Genomic DNA, 18,009 nt, shown 5'->3' with positions numbered 1-18,009 from the left:
GCCGAGTGCGGGCACTGGTCTAGAATCGGCGTTTCCAATGGAAGTCACAAAGTTGAGCAAACGCCTCGGTGAAATTTTAGTTGAACACGGCAAGCTGGATTTTGCAAATCTTGAACGAGCATTGCGCCTGCAAGAAGGGGATGCCAATGAGCGAATCGGGGCTTTACTAGTCAGGGCCGGGTTTGCAGCTGAACGGGATGTTACGGATGCACTCGCAGACCAGTTGGGTCTGTCGGTTGTGGCGTTGACGGAATATCCAGAACTTCCTGTATTGGAGGAGCGTGTCTCCGCCCGGTTCATCAAGGAATCTCGCGCACTACCAATCCAGGAAACTGACAACCAGTTGGTGCTGGCCATGGCGGATCCGCTGGATGAGTATGTTCTCGCCGCCTTTCGTATGGTCACCCAACGCACGGTTACACCACGTTTGGCTGTGCCGTCAGAGCTGGAAGTTGCCTTTGAGCGACTATATGGTTCGGGCAAAACATCCATGGACCAGATCGTGGGCGAGGTGGAAACCCGCGATGGTGAGCAAGAGAATGAAGACCTGGCGCAACTCAAGGAGTTGGCATCCGAGGCGCCAATCATCCGTTTGGTTAGCCTCATCATCAGCCACGCCCTGGAGGCGCGGGCCTCTGATATTCATATTGAGCCGTTTGAGAGCCGCCTGATCGTGCGCTACCGTGTGGACGGGGTGATGCACGAGGTGGAATCCCCGCCGCGGCGCTTTTCTGCCGCAGTGATTTCGCGGATTAAGATAATGGCAAGCTTGGACATTGCCGAGCGGCGCCTACCCCAGGATGGTCGTATCAAGCTGCGTTTGCAGGGCAAAGAAATTGATCTGCGCGTCTCCACGGTGCCCACAATGCATGGGGAAAGCGTAGTCATGCGTATTCTGGACAAAAGCGGTACGACGCTCGATTTTGCCACTCTGGGCTTCGATGACGCTGCGTTGGAACGCTTCCAGCAAGTGTTGATGCAGCCGCACGGAATCCTCTTGGTGACAGGACCCACGGGTTCGGGCAAGACCACCACCCTGTATACGGCGCTGGACAAGCTCAACAAGCCTGACGTCAAAATTCTGACCGTTGAAGACCCGGTTGAATACCAGATGGAAGGCATCAACCAGATCCAGGTCAAACCGCAGATCGGCCTCACCTTTGCTAACGCACTGCGTTCCATCGTGCGGCAAGACCCGGACGTCATCATGATTGGTGAAATCCGCGACCTTGAAACGGCCCAGATTGCGGTCCAGTCCGCGTTGACGGGGCACATGGTGCTGTCAACCCTGCACACCAACGACGCGGCGAGTACCATCAACCGACTGTTGGACATGGGCATGGACGATTACCTGCTCACTTCGACTGTCAATGGCATTTTGGCGCAGCGATTGGTCCGTACCTTGTGTACCCATTGCCGCCAGCCTTATCCGGCGTTGCCAGAGATTGTGCAGGAAATGCAATTGGAGCGTTACACCGATGCGAAACCTGTGGTTTTGTACCGTTCTGTCGGGTGTTCAGAATGTGGTGGCACCGGATATTTGGGACGTATCAGCATCGTGGAATTGCTGATCATGTCAGACGCCATCCGCAGCATGATCATGCGACACGTTACTTCTGGCGAAGTGCGTCAACAAGCCATTGCCGAGGGCATGCAGACCATGTATGAGAACGGTCTGTCCAAAGCGGTTGCAGGTGTGACCACTATGGAAGAGGTCTTGCGCGTGACGCGGGAGGAATAGCCTTGCCGCGGTATCGTTATAAGGCGGTGACGCCCTCGGGAGATGCACAGGAAGGCGACATGGATGGCGCATCACAGCCCGCTGTGGTTGAACGCCTGCAGGGCATGGGCCTCATTCCAATCCGAGTGGATGAAAGTGTAACCAAAGTTGGTAATGTCGGTGGCGTCAGAGGTTTTTTCAACCGCAACCATGTTTCCCAAGACGACGTAGCCGTCTTTACTCAGGAAATAGCCACCCTGCTCAAGGCAGGTTTGCCGCTGGACCGCTGTTTGGAAATTCTGATAGGACTTTCCGCAAATGAGGCAGTACGAGAACTCATGGTGCAGTTGCGCGAAGACGTGCGCGGTGGCGCCCCGCTGTCAGCTGCCATGGAAGCGCGACAGGGCGTCTTTACACGCTTTTATTTGAACATGATTCGCGCCGGGGAGGCGGGTGGCGCACTGGATGTGGTGTTGCAGCGACTGACGGAATTCATGGAGCGCTCCAAGGAGTTGCGTGACACCGTCAAGTCGGCGCTCATTTATCCAGCCATTTTGGTCGGAGTATCCCTGTTGTCCGTCGCAATCCTTCTGATGTGGGTGGTTCCGCAGTTCTCCCAGATGTTTGAGGAATCCGGTAAAGCCTTACCGTTACCCACCCAGATCGTTATTGCTGCGGGTGATGGTGTGCGTAATTACTGGTGGCTCATGGTTTTGCTGGCCGTGGGGGCCTACTCCTGGTTTGCGCGGCAGATGCGAGAACCCGCCAGCCGTTTTCGCTGGGACCAACGGTTGCTCAACCTGCCTCTGGTGGGCGATTTGATTGGCAAGCTTGAAGTTGCACGCTTTTCCCGTACGCTGGGAACCTTGATCGGCAACGGTGTAACCCTGCTCGCTGCATTGTCCATTGTCAAGGAAACGCTGAGCAATACGGTTATGTGCCAGGCGCTGGGTGACGTGGCCGCACAGCTCAAGGAGGGCAAGGGATTGGGTAAGCCGCTGATGGAAACGAAGCTTTTCCCCAAGCTGGCAGTACACTTGGTCATGGTGGGCGAGGAAACCGGCAAGTTACAGGACATGCTGATCCGCATCGCCGACATTTATGACCGGGAAGTACACAGCACGGTCAAACGCATGCTGGCGCTCATGGAGCCAGTGCTGATTTTGGGTCTGGGCCTGGTTATTGGCGGCATCATCATGTCAATCCTCGTTGCAATCTTGAGTGTGAACGATTTGGCGCTGTAGTGCTCCAACCCAACATTGAATTATTGGAGAACTATTAAATGGATAGAAAACACGCAGCCTGGCGCTCAAAGGGCTTTACCCTGATCGAGTTGCTGGTAGTGTTGGTCATTCTGGGGCTTTTGGCCAGTGTCGCTGGTCCCAAGGTCATTGGCTATTTGGGTGGCGCCAAGTCGGATACGGCCCGTTTGCAGATCGAAGAATTTGGTGCAAGTCTGGACCTGTTCAAACTGGAAACCGGACGTTACCCCAACACACAAGAGGGTTTGCAAGCGCTGGTGCAGCAACCGTCTGGGCTGGCGGGTTGGAATGGACCCTACATCAAGAAAAGAACCCTTCCCAAAGACCCGTGGGGCAATGACTACCGCTATGCATCTCCTGGCCAGCACGGTGCCTATGACATTAGCTCCCTTGGCGCTGATAACAAGGACGGCGGCGACGGCGAAAACAAGGATATCAACGGTTGGGAAGACAGCAAAAAATAGAACTGGGCCATCAGGCTGGTTTTACCCTCATCGAACTGCTGGTTGTGGTCGTCATCATGGCCATGGCCTACGCGGTAGCGGCTCCCATGGTTTCGTCTGGCGTGTCTGGTACCGAGCTCAAGGCGTCGGCGCGTCAGCTTGCCGCTGGTTTGCGTAAGGCACGCAGTGATGCTGTTGCGCACAGAAGAGAAACCGCTTTGACGGTTGATGTGGAAGGACACCAGTTTCAACTAAGTGGCGACCCGCGTACTTATCGCCTTCCAAAAAGCGTAGCGATCAACTTGTTTACTGCCCAGTCTGAGCTGATCAATGGAAATTCCGGTGCGATCCGTTTCTTTCCAGATGGTGGTTCCACCGGCGGGCGTGTGACCGTGACTACACGTGACCGCAAATATGACGTTGACATCAATTGGCTGACCGGCCAAGTGTCCATTCTTGAATGACCATGCAAAGCAAGTGCCGCGGCATGACCTTGATCGAAGTGCTGGTCGCCTTCGTCGTGCTCTCCGTGACGATGGCAGCGATCTTGCAGATATTCAGCGGTGGCATGCGCAACGCACGGCTGGCAGATAGCTATAGCCGCGCGGTCTTTTTGGCAGAATCCAAGCTGGCGGCAGCGGGAATTGAACGCCCCCTAGTCCCAGGGGAGGAGGTGGGCCAAATTACGGATATGCAATGGCGCCTGCGGGTGCAGCCTTTTGACGATGGTGGAGCTGCTGATCGGCAATTGATGCCATCGCGTCTGTACCTGATTCAGGCACAGATAGGCTGGAATGAGGATGGCCGACCGCGGCAAGTAGTACTTGAGTCACTCCGATTGGGGCTAAGGCAATGACGGTGTCTGACCAAGGGATGAATTGTCGTCGCCGACAGTCCCATGCTGGCTTTACGTTGCTTGAATTGCTGATTTCCATCACATTGTTGGGGTTCATCCTGGTCCTGCTCTTTGGGGGCTTGCGTCTGGGGATTCGTAGTTGGGATACGGTCCAGCAAAGGGTGGACAATCTCAATACGGTGCGTGCCGTTGAAAGCTTTCTACGGCGGGAAATGGAGATGACCTATCCCTATCGCTGGAAAGGTACACCCGAGCAGCGTATGGCATTTTTGGGTGAGCGCAACAAAGTGAGTTTTGTTGCGCAATTACCCTCGCGAATCGGGACAGGTGGCTTGTATTTGGCTTCGCTGGAGTTGGAGCGCAGCAGCAAAGGCCGGCGACTGGTTTGGCGGTACATGCCAGTGACCGGGCAATTGCATGATTTTTCGGTATTGGACCAAGCACAAGAAATGGTACTTGCCGGCACAGAGCTCGGCACTGTGGACGATATTTGGCTGAGTTATTTGGGGCCGGAGGGTGAAAAGGGGCAGCTTCGTTGGGCTGATCGATGGGAGTCAACTACGCGTCTGCCATCGCTCATTCGGATTCAAGTCAAGTTTTCGAATGGTGTTGAATGGCCCGATTTTGTGGTCGCACCCAAACTCAGCTCGGAGTTTGTCCGGTGAAGCGCCCACAACGTGGTGTAGCCCTAGTACTGGTGCTCTGGGTCATTACCTTACTGGCCGTGATCGCTGGCAATTTTGCTTTCAGTATGCGAAATGAGGCTCAGATTGCGCGCAATCTGACTTCCACAGCCCAGGCGAAGGCCATTGCTGAGGGCGGTGTTCAGCGTGCGTGGTTGGAGCTGCTTAAGCCGACCAGCGATCCGTTGCGATGGCGGGCCAATGGCGTTGAGCACTCTTTCACTCTGTCCGGGGCCGAATTGAAGGCAGTATTGAGTGACGAGTCAGGTAAAATCGATCTCAACACCGCATCTGACGCGCTACTGAAAGGCCTTCTTGTATCGACGGGACTCAGTGAGGAGGCCAGTGTCAGCTTGTTGGACGCCTTGCTGGATTGGCGCGACACGGACAAATTCAAAAGACTGCATGGAGCGGAAGAAGACGATTACCGGGCGGCAGGTAAAAACTACGTTCCGTCCAACGCCCCTTTTGAAACCGTTGATGAATTGCAGCGCGTTTTAGGAATGACGCCAGAGTTGTATCGTAAACTGGCGCCCGCTTTAACGGTTTATTCAAAGCAACCCGGTATTAATACTGCTGTTGCAGCCCGGGAAGTATTACTCGCTATTCCTGGAGTCAACCCGGCAATGGTGGATCAGTATGTTTCTCAGCGTCAAAGCCTGCTTGCGTCGGATCAAAAGGCGCCTACCTTTGCCGGTGCGGGCGTATTTGCAACAGTGTCGATGGGAATACCAACCTATTCGGTACGCTGCGAAGTCAAGTTGCCCGATGGAACGGTCTTTGTCAGAGTGGTAGTGGCTAGGTTGGCTCAAGATCCGAGCCGGCCAGTCGTCGTGCTGGGTTGGGGAGATGGAGAGGCTGAACAAATGACTGGTAAGCAATGACAACACTGACAGAAAACTACCGCGAAACGCTGGAAGCGCTGAAGAAGCAGCTGCTGTCCAGTCGTTTTTTGCGTTGGTGGCTTGGGGAGCTATCGTCCATGGGGCCCGCTTGGTTGCGGCCACCGCGGCTGGCCGCAGATAGTTTTGTGTCCGTGGGGTTGAATCAGGTCAATGCTCAATGGAGTGGCATGCCAAAAGGGGAGTCACGTCAGCTCGCTCTTACGTTGCCAGGTGATTGCGTGCTGCGCAAGACCCTGACCCTACCACTGGCTACCGAAGAAAATCTGCGGCAGGTGCTTGAGTTTCAGATGGAACAGCACACTCCTTTTTCTCCACGGCAGGTCTATTTTGGCTATTCCGTCAAAGACAGGAACTTTGAGCGCGGCCAACTGAATGTAGAGTTTGTCGTGACCCCACGTGATGCGGTAGATGCCGCCATCAAGACCCTAAACGTACTTGGACTTGAAGTGCATGCAGTGTTCGCCCAGGATATGTGGAATAAGGGTACGTTGGTCAACTTGCTACCAGACACTTTGACCAGCGCGCCCTCTCCCTTTCGCCAAGGGGCCAATCCTTGGCTGGTACTTCTGATTGGTCTATTGGTGTTTGCTGCCATGGTTATGCCGATCGTGATCAAGCGCGAGGCGGTTGTGCAAATGCTTCCCTGGGTTGAAAAAGGGAAAAAGGCGGCTGAGGCTGTGGATGCCGTGCGTCGTGAACTGGATGGCCGGATTGCCCAGCACAATTACCTGCTGGAAAAGCGGCAGGCAAGGCCAACCGTTATTCAGACTCTGGAAGAGCTGACCCGAGTTCTGCCAGACGATACCTGGGTTCAAACTATCGAAATCAAAGGCAAAGAATTGCAAATTCAGGGTGAAACAGCTTCATCAGCACGATTGATTGGACTATTTGAACAATCCAGCCTGCTTGGGGAGGCCAGCTTTCGCGCGCCATTGACCAAAGGGCAGGCCAGTGGCAGTGAGCGCTATCAATTAGCCTTGCAAATCAAGCCAATGCCATTGGCACAAGCCGTACGGGCATCTCCACAAAACACCGTTTCTGCGCCGTTGCCAGCGACCTACCCTCAAAGCGCCGCAAGTAGCCCTCTACAAAAGGCTTCTGTTGCCAGGCCTACAGCATCAGAGGGGGTGCAAAAACCATGAAGCAGCTCAATCCCCTGCAAAGTAAGCTTGCCGCACTGGCAATTCTGTTGCTGATCTTGGCGCTCGTAGTGTGCGCTATTGCCGTGCCGATTTGGCTATTGAATCGACGTTATGACCTAGCGGTTGATGACGCTGCAAATCGACTGCAGCGATATTCCAAAATAGTGGGTATGCGCGACGGACTTCAGAAAAAGACAATCGAAATCAAGGCTTTGGAGTCCGCCCGCCATTTTTTGAAGAGCGCCAGCCCAGCCCTTGCGGCAGCCGAACTGCAGGAACTGGTCAAAGCCATTTTGGATGAAAACGGGGGCAAGCTCACCAGTATCCAGATCTTGCCGCACAAGGATGACGGTCAATACCGCCAAGTTTCCGTTGTGCTGCAATTCAATGCACCGTTGAGCGCTGTGAAGGCCATGCTCCATGCGCTTGAGTCTGCGCACCCCTATCTTTTGTTGATAACTTGCAGATGCGGGTAGCCAACCCGCTGGTTCAAGCAAAAGACGTACTCAATGAGCCCGAAATGTTTGTGCAATTCGACTTGACCGGCTACACCCTGAAAGGCGCGCAATGAAGACGCCCATGGGATCCAAAAATTACCTCACTATCGTCCTGACCGCCATTGCGCTGCTCTTGGGTGGCCTACTTTACTGGGAATGGGATCAAGGCATGCGTCTGGAGCGTGATTTGACCAATCTGCGGAAGATTCCGGTTACACCCATAGTCCTGCAAGCAGTCTTGCCTGAGTTCACCTTGCCCAACGCGGAATCTGGTTTTCCAGAGTTGATCTCTAGGTCACTTTTTGTAGTGAGCCGCCGTTCATCGGGGTCTGCTACCAAGGGAGGCCTGAGTGCCATGAAGAAAGGGCAATTTGTGCTGGTCGGGGTGCTGATCACGCCAATGCAGCGATCTGCTTTGCTTCGCGATGTGCAAACTAACAAAACTGAAACTGTCGCAACGTCGGGCGTGGTACGAGGCCTCACCCTTGGCGAAGTCGAGCCAGGCCGCGTCATACTGCGCCAGGGTGCTGAGAGCGAGGAACTCATACTCAACGTACAGATTGGCCCCAAAGCACCGAGCGGGCCACAAAATGCGCCTGCGTTGCTGCCTCCTGTAAATGCTGCCCCCTCACCTTTTTTACCACCCGGCCCCGCCCCATCAGCTTCCTCACGTCCTGTACCTGGTGGGGTGTTCATCCCGGGGCCAGGCGTGCCACCTAAATCCGCCGATTTAGCATCGGCGCCCAAAACACCGCCTCCGCCGAACACGGACTTCAAGAAGTAGATTAAGGAACGCACATGAAAAAATTGACTACCAGGCAACTGACGATAGCAGTGGCGCTCATATATTGTTTGCCAGTTGGTCTGGTGGGTTGTGCAACACAGCCTTCAGCGCCGGAACAGGTATCTTCCGCACCTGTAACTGCACCCGCCAATGCAAGCGCCTCGGAAGATATGAAATTGAGAATAACGCCAACTCCTTCATCTGCTGCGGAGAAAGGCAACCAAGCGGCAGACCCTCAAAAAGCCGACACAGACAATGGCTTCAAAGTGATTCCTGGAACCGGCGTATTTGTCAAACCCCCCAATGTTGCGATGCCGGGGTTTGGTCCACAAGACATCGTGCTGAACTTTGAAGGTGCCGACCTACGCGAGGTAGTGCGCGTGGTTATGGGTGACATGCTTCATGAAAACTACACGATCGACCCCAAAGTCAATGGCACAGTCACCATACACACCAGCCAGCCTATCAATCGCGCCGCCGCGATGCCTATCCTGGAAACTGTGTTGCGCATGAATGGTGCCGCCATGGTGCGCGAAAACGGGACCTTCAAGATTGGCCCCCTGAATAGCGCGTTGCGCGGATCGATCACGCCCCAAATCGGCGCTTTGCAGCCTGGCTACAGCGTACAGATTGTGCAATTGCAATACATTGCTGCCCGTGAAATGTCCAAGATTTTGGAGCCGTTGTTGCCGGAGGGCAGCATTTTGCGAGTGGACGAAACGCGCAATCTGCTGATGCTGGCAGGCGCCGAATCCGAGATGCGTCATGCCATGGAAACCGTTGGGGTGTTCGACTTGGACTGGTTGGCCGGTATGTCCGTTGGCTTGTTTACCTTAAAAAGTGTTGACGTCAAGAGCATCATGCCAGAGTTGGAATTGCTGTTTGGCGACAAGTCCAAGAGTCCGTTTGCGGGCTTGCTGCGCATTGTGCCCATTGAACGCATGAACGCCGTGTTTGTGGTCAGCCCACGGCCACAGTACCTGGAGCAAGCCAAGGTGTGGGTGGATCGCCTGGACCGCAATGGTGGTAAAAGCGGTACACGGTTGTATGTGTACCCGGTTCAGAACGGCAATGCCGAGAAGATCGCGGCACTACTCAGCCAGGTCATCGGTGGTAAAAATTCATCCACCACTGCGCCCGCCAGCGTGGCACCTGGCTTGACGGGTACGTCAATGCAAAGCAGTAGCGGCGCAACAGGTCAAAATCCATTAGGCGGAGCACTCGGCAGTTCTTCAGGTTCCAGCGGAGGATCAGCGGCGGCTGGAATTGCGAACACGACGGCTGCCGCAACACCCGGTGTGGTGGCTTCTGGTACGGGAGAGGCCTTGGGTCTGGGCGCTGGTAGCACCATCAAGGTTATTGCCGATCGCGACAACAACGCATTGCTAATCCTGGCCAATGGCGCTGAGTATGAAAAGATTGAAGAGGCCGTCAAAAAACTGGATGTAGTGCCCCGCCAAGTTCTGGTGGAAGTCACCATTGCAGAGGTGTCCCTTACCGGGGCCTTGAGCTATGGGTTGGAGTGGTTTTTCAACAGCAATAACAACCTCTCGGGCATGCTGTTCAATTCCAATTCGAAGGTTCGCGCCCTGCCGACAGATCCCACCGGAACGGTTATTCCGCAACTGCCATTTTCCGCCGTGTGGAAAACCAGTGGCGGCAACATTGCAGCGGTGCTGAGTGCATTGGCCAGCAACACCAAGGTCAATGTCATCTCATCACCCCACATTATGGTGACCGACAACCAAATTGCCAAAATCAATGTGGGTTCCAGCGTGCCCGTGCAAGGGCAATCAACTTACACGGGCAATACCACCACACCCGTCGTTACTTCGGTGGTCTATGTTGATACGGGTGTGGTCCTATCGGTGCGCCCGCATATCAACGCAGGCGGTCTGGTCACGCTGGAAATTAGCCAGGAGGTGAGCGATGTGCAGGACGGTGTTACCACCACAGGCCTTAACTCTCCCACCATCAACAAGCGCTCGGCACAGACAACCGTGGCGGTGCAATCTGGCGACACGATGGTTTTGGGGGGGCTCATCAAAGACGACAAGAACGCGGGCTCCTCCGGCTTGCCGCTGCTTTCAGACATCCCCGTCGTGGGGGCATTGTTTGGGGCAAAGAGTGACACCAGCACACGCCGTGAACTCATCATCACTATCACGCCACGCGTCGTGAATGACAACCAGCAGGCGCGTGAAGTAACGGCCGAATTCCGCAAGAAACTCACTGGGATGCGCAAGCTCAATGGGGAAGCCGCTGGCATGAAGAGCACAGAGGAAAACGCTGCTGCAATCACTGAAGGCACCAAAGGCAATTGAATTTGTTGTTTTGGTGTTGCATTAAAGGTACACGAATGAAAAAACCCGCACAAATCGCTTGGAATCTCTTTGACCTTGATGGTGTTCTTTTGTACATTGGCAGCATGCGTCAGGGAACTGGCCATCCGGCAGAGTAACGTTAAGTTTTTTTGACCGGTTTAGTCAATCCATGTACAATGGATTTCGTTAGTGCAAAGGTAGTACACTGGCATAGGTAAGAAATTGCCGGGCTGGGTGTATGAATTATTTTATTTTGGCCAAAATAGGAAACGTAACATGAAAAAAACTTTTCAAAAGTCTCTGATCGCCGCTTCGGTAGGTGCTCTGTTGGCTACCGCCAGCATGGTTGCTAGCGCTGGTACCCCCGGCACAACCAACTTGCTGTTCCCCTATGTCACATCCAAGGTTGGTGCATACACCTTCTTGTCGATCACCAACCAGCTGGGCGCTCCCGGTCCTACTCCCCTGCACTTCACTTGGGCAACCAAGGCAATTGGCGCAGCAAACAGCGCGACATGCAATCACGTCAATGGTGATGCAATGTCCACACCAAACGACTTGATGCAGTTCGAAATGTCTAACCGCATTGACGTGCCTGCTGCTTTTGGTGACACCACATCGGCTCCGAAGTACTTCCCAGGCGCCCCCGCTGGTTCAAACCAGCAAGGTTTCCTGATTGTGAACAACTCCGCGGCTGCTGCCTACGGTGAGGCTGCTGCTTACAACGGCGCCATCCTGCACGGTGATGCGCACATCGTTGACACATCAACCGGTTTGTACTTTGCCTACAGCACCGATGATCTGCACACAACTGATGCTGCCTTGCCCGATTTTTCATTGCCCGCTGGTCCTGATGGCGCCAATCCTAACAAGGTGATGTCTTGGTACGCAACATCGGTTGCAACTACGTCGTTCTACATTTTGCCTTTGGCTGGCGAAGGTCTCATGGCTTATGCCGGTGCCGCTACCGTTACTTACGCCGCAACTGGCCCAGGTCCCCTGTTCTTCTACGGTCACTATAATAACAACGAAGGATTCCAGTCCTCCACGACCAACGTTCCTGTGACTTGCTTTGGTGTCGCTTCACGTGCCCAAATGCTGGGTGCTTTGAATGAGCCTTGGTCTGCCAACGGTGGTTGGGCAAACTGGTTCATGGTCGGTGGCGCTGCTACCAACGCGTTGGTTTACAAGCAGGAAACTACCCTGAACGGCATGGGCAGCTACATTACACGTGCTCCTACACTGTAATCATCCAAACCAGAGTAATCTGGTTTAATCAAAAAAGGGGTGGAGTAATCCACCCCTTTTTTTTTGACCTAAAATAGATTGATCTTTGGATCTGGAAAAAGCGAATGAAATTGATTAAATGGGTTTTCACTTGCATGGGCGTCCCCTTGTTTCTGGCTGGGTGTGCATCCGTTAATGTTGGCAGCGAGCAGCCAGTCGTCATCAAGGCGTCCCGCTTTGAAATTTCTGAATCGGTAACGACCGAGCGGCACGCAAACGCGGTAGAAATGTTGTATTTCAACTCCGATAACGCCCTAACACTGCGCCGCCCGGATGGGACGGAGCAGATACTCAGCGAAAACAAGGGCGGAGATATGCGGTTGGCTTACGCCACTTTGCACAGCGATGGCAAAGCTCTGTTTGCCATTTGGCGGCCTAAGTTGGTAAAACCCATTGAGGGAGTTGGCGTCAATGGCGACAAATTGATTTATGTCCGTACATCGCTGGATGACGGGAAAACCTTTGGTCCGGTTCACCGTTTGAACCAAAAGGGCGGTGCATTTGCACCCCTTGTGGCCTCCAATGGTTTGGGTGATATGTATGTAGCTTATACCGACGAGCGCAATGGCGGCCTTGACTTGTACTTGAATTTCTCGAACGACCGTGGTGAAACCTGGAAAGCCGAAGACATCAAACTGAATGACGATGCCCAACGCACTTCAGCCATCGACCCCAGTTTGGTTTCCAACGGCAATTGGGTGCATGCGTCCTGGCTGTCTCGTGGGTCAGATCAGCAGTTCAAGCTAGAGGTACGGAGCTCTGAAGACCGTGGAGCGCACTGGCTAACAGCACAAGTAGCCCATAGTTCTGTATCACAACCGGGATCACCGGCTATGGTCAGGATGGGCACCACAGGCTTGTTGTTGTGTTGGGCTGATGTGGATGCTGTGCGTTGTAAGCGCTCAAACGACCAAAACAAGACCTGGGGCGACTCCGTGACCATTGCGGATTCTGCCGGAACTGAGGGACTATTCCTGTCTACCGACCCCAAAGGGCAAGCACACCTGTTGATTGTCAAGAAGCCATCGGGCGATGAGAAAGCCCGGATCAATCTGTTTCATACGTTCACCAGTGACGGGGCCACGTTTTCAAGTCTCCATCGATTGAATGGTGGCGAACCTTTTGGGGCCAGCACCATCCTTCCCAAATTGCGTTTTGGTGACGATGGATCTGCAATGGCCGTTTGGGTAGACATGCGTTACGTAAAGCCGGTTATCGCGGGCAACTATTCCTCCAACGGAGGCGCTAGCTGGTTGGCGCAGCCCATTGTGTTGGCGGGTAAAGTGGACTTGTACCACTACTTCCCTTCGATAAGCTATGTTAGTGCCGGTCAATACCAAATTGCCTGGCAAGAATCGCCTGACCGAACCCTGCCAAGCAGTGTTATTGGTACGCGTACCTACCGGCAGGGTGACCCCGGTGTGACGATGCCGACGCCGAATATTGAACGTCTCAAAGAACGTGTGGATGCCTTTTGGTCTGCGCGTGAAGCGGTCAAGTACGACCTGGTCTACAACTATATGGATCCGTTTTTCCGCGAAACCAATAGCCAATCAAACTATGTAAAGACCCAAGGTCTTGTCAAATACTATGGCCACCGAATCGTGGGTGAACCCAAACTTACGGAGCAAAAAGCGACAGTACAAGTTGCCTATATCTCAGAAGTACCTGAAATTGTGATGCGCGGCAAGAAGATCGTCGTACCCAAGAAAGAAGTAGAAGTTCCGCAAGAGTGGATCTGGGTTGATGGTGATTGGTACCTGGTCTTTCTCGATATCATGGGCAAGAATCAGTTACTTGACTAGGTAACTTGGTATGCAGTTGTGTTTCCAACAGATCGCAGGGTCTGTTGGAAACTTACAGCAAGTTCTTGGCGGCACACTCTACTGCCCACATTCCTCGCAAAGCGGCTTCCATATTTTTGGTGAACCGGGTTTGATCAAGCAAGGCCGAGGTCTCCATACGGGGTCGCAGGTCGAGACGAAGTTCATTGAGACTGTCTAAATTGCTGACAAGTCCCTTGGCAATTGCAATGTACTGGTCTTCAGTTTGGGCGATCAGTTCTGTCAAGCCCAGGGTGGACAACAGGCTCACCCCCATACGGGACACAAAAGTGTGCCCAGCCAGGGTTACCAGTGGCACCCCCATCCACAAGGTGTCAAAACTGGTTGTGCCACCATTGCAGGGAAACGGATCCAATGCAATGTCGACTTCGTGGTACAGCACATACTGTTGTTCAGGGGTTCGGCCCAACAAGACCAGTCGATCTGCGTGGATGCCGTGCACCGCAAACTGCTCACGCACGTGTTTGCGTTGTGCGTCTGTATCCAGCCCCGCGGCTTCCAGCATCAGTCGGGCGCGTGGTACCTCACGCAAAAGCCTTGCCCACAGTGCTACCACCGGGGGGCTCATTTTGGCGAGATTATTGAAACAGCCAAACGTGACATACCCATTCTTTAGCGCTGGAGTCGGTTGCACGTTCAATTCCGGACTCGACCTGCGCTCGGGTTTGTCAGCGCAGGGGGTGTAGCAGCAAAACACATCCGGCAGTCGCCAGAGCTTCTCAACGTTGTACTGTTCGGTCATTCCTTCGGGTTCGGCATAACCATCTGTCAGGCGGTAATCCATGGCCTGCAGGCCGGTGGTGTTGGGGTAGCCCAGCCAAGTTACCTGAATCGGAGCGGGTTTGCGTGCGAATACCAGCAAACGGTTGTCTGCGGTGTGACCCGACAGGTCAACCAGGATATCAATCTTGTCCCTCGCAATCAGTTCGGCGGCATGGTCATCGTCCAGCGCGCGAATGTTGCGCCAATGGTCAAAATGCCCTTTCAGGCGTTGGGTCACCGCATCTTCGGTAGCCGTATTGCTGTAACCGAACAATTCAAAGGCCTGATGGTCGTGGTGCTGCAAAACGGCATCAACAAAATAGGCGACGGCATGCCACCTAAAATCGCCGGAAACATACCCAACCCGCAGCTTTCTATCAATGTCCGTGTGGTTGATGTCCGTGCCGATTCGGCGTAGTTTGTGAGCGTGATTCTGCGCGAACTCCAAGTGTTCACAGAAAATGTCATGTGCCGAATAGCCCGCCGCATAATTCATCGCTAACAGTACATTACTGTGGCTGAATACATCTTGAGGGTCTAACCGCAATCCCTCTCGAAAGCAGATCAACGCTGTTTCAGGTTGGCCAAGTTTTAGCAGTACGTTACCCAGATTGGTATGGGCTTTGTTATTGGTTGGCCGTATGCTGAGCGCTTGTCGGTAGGCTGCTATTGCGGCGTCAGGATTTTGAACCTGAGCATACAGGTTGCCCAGGTTGTAGTGGGCCAGTTCGTATGCAGGTCGAATACGAATTGCTTCCAGGTAGGCCGCTTGTGCAGCACCCAGATCTCCCATGTCTTGTAGCGCCAGACCTAGGTTGTAGTGGGCGTCGGCATAATTGGCCTGTAGCTTGATCGCAGTGCGGTAGCAATCAATTGCGGCTTTGTTGTCACCTTGCCTGAACAGGGCCTGTCCCAGGTTGTTGTAAGCGAACGCGTAATCGGGTTTGAGTTGGATAGCGGTTCGAAAATAGCGTGCCGCTTCATCCAAACGCCCAGCCTTTGCCAACTGGTTGGCCAGATTGTAATAGTAGGGATAGGCGGTAGGACTCCGTTCGATCGCCTGAGTGATTAGTGCAATGCTTCGTTCGTACTGCCCTTGGTCACCAGCGAGACAGCCGTATAGATGCAGGGTGTCAGCATGGCCGGGGTTGCTTTCCAAAATTTGTCGATAGAGCGCCTCGGCCCCAACAAAATCGCCAGCCCGATGGTGTTGAAGTGCCAGAGTTACCTGCGCCGCAAGATTGGGACTTGGGTCGACCTTGCCGCTTTTTTTCACTGTTGTTTCCCTGGATTTCAAAACGGATGGAATTTTAACTACCGGCTCCTTCCCGCCCGGTAATTTCCCCCAATTTTGCCACCCAGCCCGCTGGCCTTGGCCAGGCGGGCCATGGCGGTGCCGGCGTGGGCGTGGGTGATGGCCAGGCCCAGTGCGTCGGCGGCGTCAGGGCCGGGCAGTCCTGGCAGGGCCAGCAGGCGTTGCACCATGGACTGGACTTGTGTTTTGTCGGCCCGGCCATAACCTACCACGGCCTGTTTCATTTGCAGCGCGGTGTATTCCGCCACCGGCAGGTCGCCCGACACGAGGGCCGTGATGCAGGCGCCACGGGCCTGGCCCAGTAGCAGGGTGGACTGGGGGTTGACGTTGACAAACACGATTTCCACACAGGCGCAGTCCGGCTCGTAGCGTTGCACCACCTCGGCAATGCCGTCAAACAGCACCTTGAGCCGTTGGGGCAGTGCGCCGGTATCCAGGTGTTGGGTGCTGATGGTGCCGCTGGCCACGTAGTGCAAGGCAGCGCCCTCTACGTCCACCACACCAAAACCGGTGGTGCGCAGGCCGGGGTCTATGCCAAGAATGCGCATGCTAGGCACCAAAGTACCATCGCACCGAATGGAAGAAGACCGGTGCGGCAAAGCACAGCGCGTCCACCCGGTCCAACAGGCCGCTGGCCCCGGTTACGGATTGGCCTTGGGTACCCCAGCTTGGGATGCCTCGGTCCCGTTTGAGCGCTTTCATGACAAAGTGGCCCAGTGAGCCCGCCATGCAGGCCACAAAGGCGGCCGAGAATGCTACGCCTGGCACCCAAGGCGTGATGCCGGCCAGCAGGGCGCCCAGCAGGCTGCCTGCCAGCACACCCAGGCCCCAGCTGTCCCAGCTAAAGCTCTGGCTGATGGCTGGTGCGACCGGAGCTTTCTTCATGCGCCGCGCTGCGAAATGCTGGGTGACCATGCAAACCTGAACCACCAGCACCAGGAAGAACACCAGAAACGCGTTGCGCCCTTCATAGCCGGGAAACTTCAGCATCAGCAAGGCCGGCACATGGCTCATGCCGTAGATGCACACCATGATGCCCCACTGCAGTTTGGCGCTGCGCTCCAAAAAGCGCACCGGGTCGTTGGCCAGGGCGCTGGCCAGCGGCAGGGCCAGAAACACATAGACCGGGATGAGCACGGTGAACAGGTCAAAGTACCCACCGCCCACCAGCAGATACTGCAGTGGCAGTACCACAAAAAAGGCCAGTACCAGGCTGCGGTGGTCCCCCAGCCGCGTGGGGGACAAGGTAAGAAATTCACGCAGGCTGAAAAAAGATACAAAACCAAACAGGGTCAGCGCCACCCAGTCGCCAGCGACCCAGCCAACCCAGAACACCAGCACCATTAACCAACTGGTGCGAAGAATGGCGTCCATGCGGCGCAACTCTTTGCGTTGGGCCTGCGCCTCGGGGCTATCGCCATGGTCGCGCACCGAATACAAAAATGCCACTACGCTGGCCAACAGCAGCAGGCCGAACACCAGCACGAACAGGGCGCCAATCTGCTGCGAAGGCGTCAGGTTTTTGAGGTAGTAGTACATGTTGAACATGGCAATGCCTCACACGTCGCGCAGCGCCACTACGGCAGCACGGGCGCGTTCCAGAAAGACGCGGCGGTCCTCGCCGTCTTGCAACTGCATGGGCGTGCCAAAGGTGACCGAGCACAGCACTGGCACCGGCACCACTTCGCCCTTGGGCAGCACGTGCTGCACGTTGTTGATCCAGGCTGGCACCAGCACCACGTTGGGAAATTTGAGCGCCAGGTTGTACAAGCCGGCCTTGAAGGGCTGCGGCTCGCCGGTAAAGCCACGCGTGCCTTCGGGGAACAGGATGATGGAGTCGCCGTTTTGCAGGGCATCAAACAGCGGCTCCAGCGGGTCTTCGTCGGAGGTGCGGTCGCGCGAGACGTAGATCACGTTGAACACCGCTGTGGTCAGCCATTGTTTGAAGGGGGTTTTGGTCCAGTAGTCTTTCGCAGCAATGGCGCGCGTTACGCTGCGCAACTCCTGCGGCAGAGCCGCCCAGATCATTACCAGGTCGGCGTGGCTCTGGTGGTTGGCAAAATAAATGCGCTGTTCGGCCTTGGGCGGGCAGCCATGCCAGCGGGCTTGCGAGCCGGTCAGCACCCGGATCAGCCCCAGCAGAAACAGACTCATGATCTTGGCAAGCATGGCGGTGATGATACAG

General features: G+C 54.9%; 17 protein-coding genes. 13 read left to right on the top strand and 4 right to left on the bottom strand.

The genetic code is table 11. The annotated features are described in order from the left end of the window. Window positions 1-37 precede the first annotated feature (37 nt). The 13 genes from gspE (at window position 38) to IPI80_RS01640 (ending at window position 13,708) form a co-directional block, all read left to right on the top strand. Window positions 38-1,741, top strand: a complete 1,704-nt coding sequence (gene gspE / locus IPI80_RS01700; protein ID WP_413856544.1) for a type II secretion system ATPase GspE — start codon at window positions 38-40, stop codon at window positions 1,739-1,741. A gap of 2 nt (window positions 1,742-1,743) precedes the next feature. Continuing rightward, window positions 1,744-2,964 carry a type II secretion system F family protein gene (locus IPI80_RS01695; protein ID WP_413856542.1) on the top strand — a complete coding sequence of 407 codons (1,221 nt, stop codon included), beginning with the start codon at window positions 1,744-1,746 and terminating at the stop codon, window positions 2,962-2,964. Between the two features lie 38 nt (window positions 2,965-3,002). Next, window positions 3,003-3,446: a type II secretion system major pseudopilin GspG gene (gene gspG / locus IPI80_RS01690; protein ID WP_413856540.1), complete on the top strand. Its 444-nt coding sequence runs from the start codon at window positions 3,003-3,005 to the stop codon at window positions 3,444-3,446. Beyond that, the gene (locus IPI80_RS01685; protein ID WP_413856538.1) at window positions 3,425-3,889 is read left to right on the top strand and encodes a GspH/FimT family pseudopilin; all 465 of its coding nucleotides are present in this window, start codon (window positions 3,425-3,427) and stop codon (window positions 3,887-3,889) included. Before gspG ends, IPI80_RS01685 begins: the two co-directional genes overlap by 22 nt. Continuing rightward, window positions 3,886-4,281: a type IV pilus modification PilV family protein gene (locus tag IPI80_RS01680; protein ID WP_413856536.1), complete on the top strand. Its 396-nt coding sequence runs from the start codon at window positions 3,886-3,888 to the stop codon at window positions 4,279-4,281. The genes IPI80_RS01685 and IPI80_RS01680 overlap by 4 nt, the downstream gene beginning before the upstream one ends. Next, window positions 4,278-4,946 carry a prepilin-type N-terminal cleavage/methylation domain-containing protein gene (locus IPI80_RS01675; RefSeq protein WP_413856534.1) on the top strand — a complete coding sequence of 223 codons (669 nt, stop codon included), beginning with the start codon at window positions 4,278-4,280 and terminating at the stop codon, window positions 4,944-4,946. The genes IPI80_RS01680 and IPI80_RS01675 overlap by 4 nt, the downstream gene beginning before the upstream one ends. After that, entirely contained in the window at window positions 4,943-5,848 is a 906-nt protein-coding gene (locus tag IPI80_RS01670; protein ID WP_413856532.1) for a general secretion pathway protein GspK, read from the top strand. The genes IPI80_RS01675 and IPI80_RS01670 overlap by 4 nt, the downstream gene beginning before the upstream one ends. A gap of 239 nt (window positions 5,849-6,087) precedes the next feature. Next, window positions 6,088-7,011 carry a PilN domain-containing protein gene (locus IPI80_RS01665; protein ID WP_413856530.1) on the top strand — a complete coding sequence of 308 codons (924 nt, stop codon included), beginning with the start codon at window positions 6,088-6,090 and terminating at the stop codon, window positions 7,009-7,011. Beyond that, window positions 7,008-7,487, top strand: coding sequence for a type II secretion system protein GspM (gspM, locus tag IPI80_RS01660; protein ID WP_413856528.1), 480 nt, complete (start codon window positions 7,008-7,010; stop codon window positions 7,485-7,487). The genes IPI80_RS01665 and gspM overlap by 4 nt, the downstream gene beginning before the upstream one ends. A gap of 103 nt (window positions 7,488-7,590) precedes the next feature. After that, entirely contained in the window at window positions 7,591-8,292 is a 702-nt protein-coding gene (locus IPI80_RS01655; protein ID WP_413856526.1) for a hypothetical protein, read from the top strand. 170 nt (window positions 8,293-8,462) lie between these two features. Beyond that, entirely contained in the window at window positions 8,463-10,616 is a 2,154-nt protein-coding gene (gene gspD / locus IPI80_RS01650; RefSeq protein WP_413856524.1) for a type II secretion system secretin GspD, read from the top strand. Window positions 10,617-10,838: 222 nt separating this feature from the next. Beyond that, on the top strand, window positions 10,839-11,864 hold the full coding sequence (locus IPI80_RS01645; RefSeq protein WP_413856522.1) for a hypothetical protein: 1,026 nt from the start codon (window positions 10,839-10,841) through the stop codon (window positions 11,862-11,864). A gap of 104 nt (window positions 11,865-11,968) precedes the next feature. Next, complete coding sequence (locus IPI80_RS01640) at window positions 11,969-13,708, top strand: sialidase family protein (RefSeq protein WP_413856520.1); 1,740 nt, start codon at window positions 11,969-11,971, stop codon at window positions 13,706-13,708. A 52-nt stretch (window positions 13,709-13,760) separates the two neighbouring features. Here the strand turns inward: IPI80_RS01640 and IPI80_RS01635 are convergent, their stop codons facing one another. The 4 genes from IPI80_RS01635 to IPI80_RS01620 are packed head-to-tail and all read right to left on the bottom strand — an operon-like array spanning window position 13,761 to window position 17,993. Continuing rightward, window positions 13,761-15,785 (bottom strand): tetratricopeptide repeat protein, encoded by a 2,025-nt coding sequence (locus tag IPI80_RS01635; RefSeq protein WP_413856518.1) that lies wholly within the window; start codon window positions 15,783-15,785, stop codon window positions 13,761-13,763. Window positions 15,786-15,823: 38 nt separating this feature from the next. Further along, window positions 15,824-16,372 (bottom strand): crossover junction endodeoxyribonuclease RuvC, encoded by a 549-nt coding sequence (ruvC, locus tag IPI80_RS01630; protein WP_413856516.1) that lies wholly within the window; start codon window positions 16,370-16,372, stop codon window positions 15,824-15,826. Between the two features lies 1 nt (window position 16,373). Next, complete coding sequence (locus IPI80_RS01625; protein WP_413857568.1) at window positions 16,374-17,363, bottom strand: phosphatidate cytidylyltransferase; 990 nt, start codon at window positions 17,361-17,363, stop codon at window positions 16,374-16,376. Window positions 17,364-17,381: 18 nt separating this feature from the next. Next, window positions 17,382-17,993: a lysophospholipid acyltransferase family protein gene (locus tag IPI80_RS01620; protein WP_413856514.1), complete on the bottom strand. Its 612-nt coding sequence runs from the start codon at window positions 17,991-17,993 to the stop codon at window positions 17,382-17,384. Window positions 17,994-18,009: the final 16 nt, after the last annotated feature.

The organism is Candidatus Aalborgicola defluviihabitans (assembly GCF_016705985.1).
Classification (GTDB): Bacteria; Pseudomonadota; Gammaproteobacteria; order Burkholderiales; family Burkholderiaceae_C; genus Allorhodoferax; species Allorhodoferax defluviihabitans.
The sequence above is the reverse complement of the archived record's forward strand: the minus strand, read 5'-3'. Positions and strand labels throughout refer to the sequence as shown.